The sequence below is a fragment of the Geminicoccus flavidas genome (assembly GCF_009806515.1).
GTDB classification, from domain to species: Bacteria; Pseudomonadota; Alphaproteobacteria; order Geminicoccales; family Geminicoccaceae; genus Geminicoccus; species Geminicoccus flavidus.
The window spans coordinates 1-5,166 of sequence record NZ_WUJP01001020.1 but is presented as its reverse complement, the minus strand read 5'-3'; the positions used below and the strand labels follow the sequence as shown (position 1 = coordinate 5,166).

The window sequence follows — 5,166 nt, the reverse complement described above, 5'->3', positions numbered from 1 at the left end:
GCGGGCAATGGTAGAAAGACGGTGCGCGATGGCGATCACCGTCTTTCCCTCCATCACCAGGTTGAGCCTTTCCTGGATAACGGCCTCGGATTCGCTGTCGAGGGCGGAAGTCGCCTCGTCCAGCACCAGGATCGGGGCGTTCTTCAACAGGACGCGCGCGATGGCGACACGCTGGCGCTGGCCGCCGGAGAGCTTGATGCCGCGGTCGCCCACGAAGGCGTCATAGCCCTTGCGGCCTTCACTGTCGGCGAGATCGGCAATGAAAGCATCAGCGCTTGCCGTCTTTGCCGCCTGTTCGATCTCGTCCTGCGTCGCCTCCGGCCGCCCGTAGCGGATATTATCGCCCACCGAACGGTGCAGCAGCGCGACGTCCTGCGCGATGACCCCGATCGCGCGCCGGAGGCTTGCCTGCGTGACCGTGCGGACATCCTGCCCGTCGATCAGGATCGCGCCGTCCTTGATATCGTAGAAGCGCAGCAGCAGGTTCGTGAGTGTGGTCTTACCGGCCCCGGAGAGGCCGACCAGGCCCACCTTCTCGCCGGGCCGGACCATCAGCGACAGCTGGTCGATGACGGGCTTGCCGGACTTGTAGGCGAAGCGGACATTCTCGAAGCGAATCTCCCCACGGCTGACCGTGAGGCTGGCCGCGTCCGGCCGGTCGGTGATGGTGGGCGGCGTCGTCATGACCGGCATGGCGTCCTTGATGGTGCCAAGCGCCTGGAAGATCTGCTGGCCCATCTGCAGGAAGGTGAAGGTGTGCCCGGACAGCCGGTGGAGGATGTAGACCGCCCCGACGAACTCGCCCACGGTGATGAAGCCGTTGACGAGGCCCGAGAAGCCGATCGACAGCATTGCCAGCCAGAGGGCCATGTTGAGCGCCACCACGGTCAGTTCCGACGTGCGGTAGATGCGCTGTTCCCTGTGCTGGGTTTGGATGGCCTTCTGAATGATGCGGCGGATGGCGCCCGCCTCGCTGTCCTCGGCCGCGAACTGCTTGATCATCTGCATGTTGGTGTAGAGATCGGTGATCGCGCCAGCGACGAGGCTGCGCTGCTTGGCGGTGCTGCGCGCGCGTTCGACAAAGATCGGCGCCATCCTGATGGCGAGCGCCACATTGAGCGCGATCCAGACGACGACCGGCAGGGCGAGCTGCCAGGCTAGGCTGCTGAGCAGAATCACGGAGCCGATCATCTGCAGCAAGAAGCGCGGGATGGACTGAAAGGCGGCAATGATCTGCTGCTGGACGGCAGATGCCACCTGCGCGAGGCGCGAGGCGACCTGTCCGGCAAACAGATCCTGAAAGAACGCGAGGTCCTGCCCCTCCACCGCCTTGTGCCCCTGCCATTGGATGGCGGCCGGCATGCCAACGCCGAGCGTATGTGAGTTCAGGGTGTTGAGAAGGAACGAGGCGACCGGCATGGCCGGAAAGATCAGAAAGCCGAGAAAGGCAAGCAGCGGCCATTCGTTCTGCAGGAAAGCGACCGCGCCCTGTTGCGTCACGCCATCGACGATGACCGAAAGCCCCCAGACGATCGTGAGATTGATGGCTTCGATCGCCATGGAGGACAGCGCCAGGGCGATCAGGACGCCGCGGAACATCGAGATGAAGTGCAGAAGGACCGCGACCGGTCCCTTGGAAGGCAGCGGCCGGTAGGGGATGTCGAGCGGCCGGATCAACCTTTCGAAGGGACGGAAGATCGTGTCGGAAATCGACATGGGCCACTCTTGTCAAGAATCAGGAAGAGGCGAAGCGTCAGCTACGCGGACTACATAGAGCGGCCTCTCGGCTGCGATTTCAATCACAAACCTTGGCATGATTTATACTTACAGGAAAGTGAGGATATGGCGAAGCTGATGTCACTTGCATTTCTACTGTGCTGCCGAGGATCCAGAGACGATATTCTATGCGCTCGGCTAATTCACTTGAAGCAGCGATGCCCTCACCGTCATTGACACCACCGATCGACCTCGTTGCGTGTGCTGTAGTGGATAAGCTCAGGAGAATCGGCAAAGCTCTTTAAGGCAGGTGGCACCACCGCCTGTCACCTCGCTCGCGATGATGTTCCGCATGACCAGCATCGGCTCGAGGAGCCAGCCGGGGCACCCGCCACGGGGAATCTACATCCGCGACCTGCGGCTGGGCTCGGGCATCAAGCTGCCGACCAGGGACTTTCGCTGAGGAGGAAGGAGATGCCGATACTCCGGTGGAGCGGGATTCAGCCGATTGAGAAGCGGGACCTGGCGGCTTTCGAACCGCTGGTGCGGGCTGTTGAGGAGGCGATGGCGGCATCCCTGAACCCACTGCCTGACAATGGGCCGGCGCACATGACGGGCAGGCTCGTGACCAGCGTGTTGGACGTCCTGCGACCCGCACCGCTGACATCCACGGCGAAATCCTCCATTCGGGGCTGATGCGATTGCCCGCACCGGGGGGCATCCACGACCTCAGGGGCGCCGTGGTCCACGGGACCAACGCCAGTCCATGTCCACCCGAGATGTCGGCTCGAGCCAGCGCGTCGGGCATCCATCTCGGCCAAAGGCGCGGGCACCTAACCGGCAGGCAGCAAGCCCGAGCGAGCAACAACACGTTCACGTGCCCAGAGCGAAGCGCATCACGACGGGTAGCAAGCGGTAGCAACGGGTAGCAGACCGCCGAAGCGGCCAGATCTTTAGGCGTGGCGCGGGTTTGCGACCCAAGGGTAGCAAATTAGCAAAGGTAGCAAGGGGTCGCGCGCGAAAAGCATCGTGCACATGGGAGCGCCAGACCCTTGGGTCGCTCACCAGCGCCGTGCCGTGCCCGCGCTGGTGAGCGACAGCGCTAGGCGACCGACATACGAGACGTACCCCCTACGTGGATCCACAGGGAGGGTCTTGCTCACCATGTGCTCACCAGTAATTTTCCGCTGGTGAGCGGACAGCTCATAAGCCTTTGATTTTCTGGTCGGGGTGGTCAGATTTGAACTGACGACCCTCTGCTCCCAAAGCAGATGCGCTACCAGGCTGCGCCACACCCCGCCGGGCGGTTTCATAAGGGATGGCGCCGAATTCGGCAATGAGGCGATAGAATCCGATCGGGACCGAAACGGGCTGAATGCGTCCTTTGAGTCCCGAACTATTCCCGAACTAGGCAGACGCGCCACCGCAGCGCGGTGCGGATATGGAACGGCAGCCATCGTCCAGCCGCATCGTCCAGAGCAAGAGCGCCCCCCTCTCCACCTGCCTGCGTCGCTGCCACACAGGCCCAGGATGCCGGCTCTGAGGCACGCGATGAACCGAGGCCGCTGCTGGCTCGCGGTGGAGCTCGCCCTCCCTGCACGGGAACTCGCACCGGGTTCCCCTCTAGTCGGTGACTCACTCTCGCAAGGGAGGAGCTGGCGATGAGGCAGGACCGGGGCATGGTAGCGCCGCGGCCAGCATCAGCCAGGCACAGCCAGTACGGCGGCTGGGTGAAGGACTACCGCCGAACCCTCGATCATCCTCTGCTGCAGGACTTCGACGCGGAAGGCCTGTGGTCCCGGTTGCGGAAGATGGCCGCCTACCAGGACACTTCGGTCCGGCTCCGGGGCGGCCTGTTCATGCTTCGGCGCGGCCAGCTGGCCCTGTCGGTCTCAGCCTTCGCCGAACAAGGCGGCATGTCCCGCAAGCGGATCCGCCTCCTCCTCGACCGGTTCGAGGCCGATGGCATGATCACGATCAGCCGCGCGCCTGGCAAGGTGTTCAGCATCATAACCATCTGTAATTAGCCGAAGAAAACCAAGCTCGGTAGCGTCGTGATCGCCTACTTTGCCTGCACGGTCGGCTGTTCGCGCTCTCGCGTTGCGCGCTGGTGCAGACTAGGGCCCGTTAGCTCCTGAAGTCTGTCCCCATCTGCTATGCGGTGAGCAGCAGTTGGATGGATGGAATGACGGGCACACCGAGCGGTAGGGCGGGGCGCTGAAGCTCGCCATGGCATTCTAGGCGGGCGAGGCAGGGCCGCGCGCTCTGGCGGGGAGGCAGGGCATCCTCTAACCTCGTCCTTGCCCCACCGGCGGCACGAGCGCCGCAGCGGCGGGCAGAACCGGGGAGCATCAACAGCCATGCGCATCCTCCTCCTGTCCGCTCTCCTGGCTCTGCCGCTGGCGGCACGGGCGGCGGAGCCCGTGGACTTGGCCCTCGTCCTGCTGGCCGATACCTCGACCAGCATCGACCAGTCCGAGTTCGAGCTGCAGAAGGCGGGCTACGCCCAGGCCTTCGCCGAACCGGCCGTGGTGGACCGCATCCTGGGCGGCCCGACCGGTGCCGCCGCCATTGCCTACGTGGAGTTCGCCGGCCGCGGCGAGGCGAGCACGGTCATCGACTGGACGGTGGTGCGCAGTGCCGAGGAGGTGCTAGCGCTCGGGCGGCTGATCGCGCTGGCCCCCCGCTCCTACAGCGGCGACACCTCGATCAGCACGGGCATCCGGCACGCCACCCAGCTCCTGGCCTCGGCCCCGGTTGAAGCCGCAAGGCAGGTGATCGACGTCTCGGCCGATGGCCGCGATCCCTCCGACGGCGCCATCACCAAGGCGCGCGACGCAGCCCTGGCCGCCGGCATCACCGTCAACGGGCTCGCCATCATCGACGACCGCCCGATCGGCACGATCGACGGCCGGCTGACCTATACGACCTGGGAGCCCTCAGGCCCGCTGCCGGATTATTTCGACCGCTTCGTCATCGGCGGCCCCGGCAGCTTCGTGGTCGAGGCGCGCGACTTCGCCCAGTTCGGCGAGGCGCTCACCCGCAAGCTGATTTTGGAGATCTCGGGCACACTGCCCCCGCCGCGGCGCCTGCCGGCGGAGCACGCGGAGGGCTGAGCTTCCAGCAGGTGCCGTGGTAGGTCGCCGGCCCGGGACGAAACCTGGGCCGGCGGATGCCCTCACTGCTGCGGCTCGACCTGCAGGCGGTGCAGGCTGTCGCGCACCATCTCGATCAGGTCACCGCCGACCTGACCCTCGAACGCTCGGTCCGCAACTGGGTCGACCTTCTCCCGGATCGCCAGACCCACGATTATGCGGCGCTCCAACTGCTCCATTTACAGGAGGCGGAACTGCTTGTGCCTTGGTCCGATGCCACGCTCTTCTAGGTGTACCGCACCAGGATGAGGTGTGACGGGTCGAGCCTGAACCAATCGGGCTCTTTGGCCGAGAC

General features: G+C 64.8%; 4 protein-coding genes and 1 tRNA gene. 2 read left to right on the top strand and 3 right to left on the bottom strand.

Annotated features, from left to right (window positions below; translation table 11 throughout):
• Together EQG76_RS32615 and EQG76_RS29205 are read right to left on the bottom strand one after the other, a co-directional pair.
• A partial coding sequence (locus EQG76_RS32615; protein WP_159718742.1) for an ABC transporter ATP-binding protein occupies nt 1-1,716 on the bottom strand: 1,716 nt, incomplete at its 3' end.
• Nucleotides 1,717-2,938: 1,222 nt separating this feature from the next.
• A tRNA-Pro gene (locus EQG76_RS29205) sits at nt 2,939-3,015 on the bottom strand.
• 431 nt (nt 3,016-3,446) lie between these two features.
• Here EQG76_RS29205 and EQG76_RS29200 point away from each other — a divergent pair.
• Together EQG76_RS29200 and EQG76_RS29195 are read left to right on the top strand one after the other, a co-directional pair.
• On the top strand, nt 3,447-3,743 hold the full coding sequence (locus EQG76_RS29200) for a hypothetical protein (protein WP_159718741.1): 297 nt from the start codon (nt 3,447-3,449) through the stop codon (nt 3,741-3,743).
• Nucleotides 3,744-4,076: 333 nt separating this feature from the next.
• Entirely contained in the window at nt 4,077-4,832 is a 756-nt protein-coding gene (locus EQG76_RS29195; RefSeq protein ID WP_159718740.1) for a DUF1194 domain-containing protein, read from the top strand.
• A 62-nt stretch (nt 4,833-4,894) separates the two neighbouring features.
• On the opposite strand, the gene EQG76_RS29190 is transcribed toward EQG76_RS29195, so the two are convergent.
• Entirely contained in the window at nt 4,895-5,041 is a 147-nt protein-coding gene (locus EQG76_RS29190) for a hypothetical protein (protein WP_159718739.1), read from the bottom strand.
• Between the last annotated feature and the right edge of the window lie 125 nt (nt 5,042-5,166).

Excerpts from the sequence above, each read along its gene's own strand:
- EQG76_RS29195 (WP_159718740.1), top strand. The coding sequence starts at position 4,077 with ATGCGCATCCTCCTCCTGTCCGCTCTCCTGGCTCTGCCGCTGGCGGCA.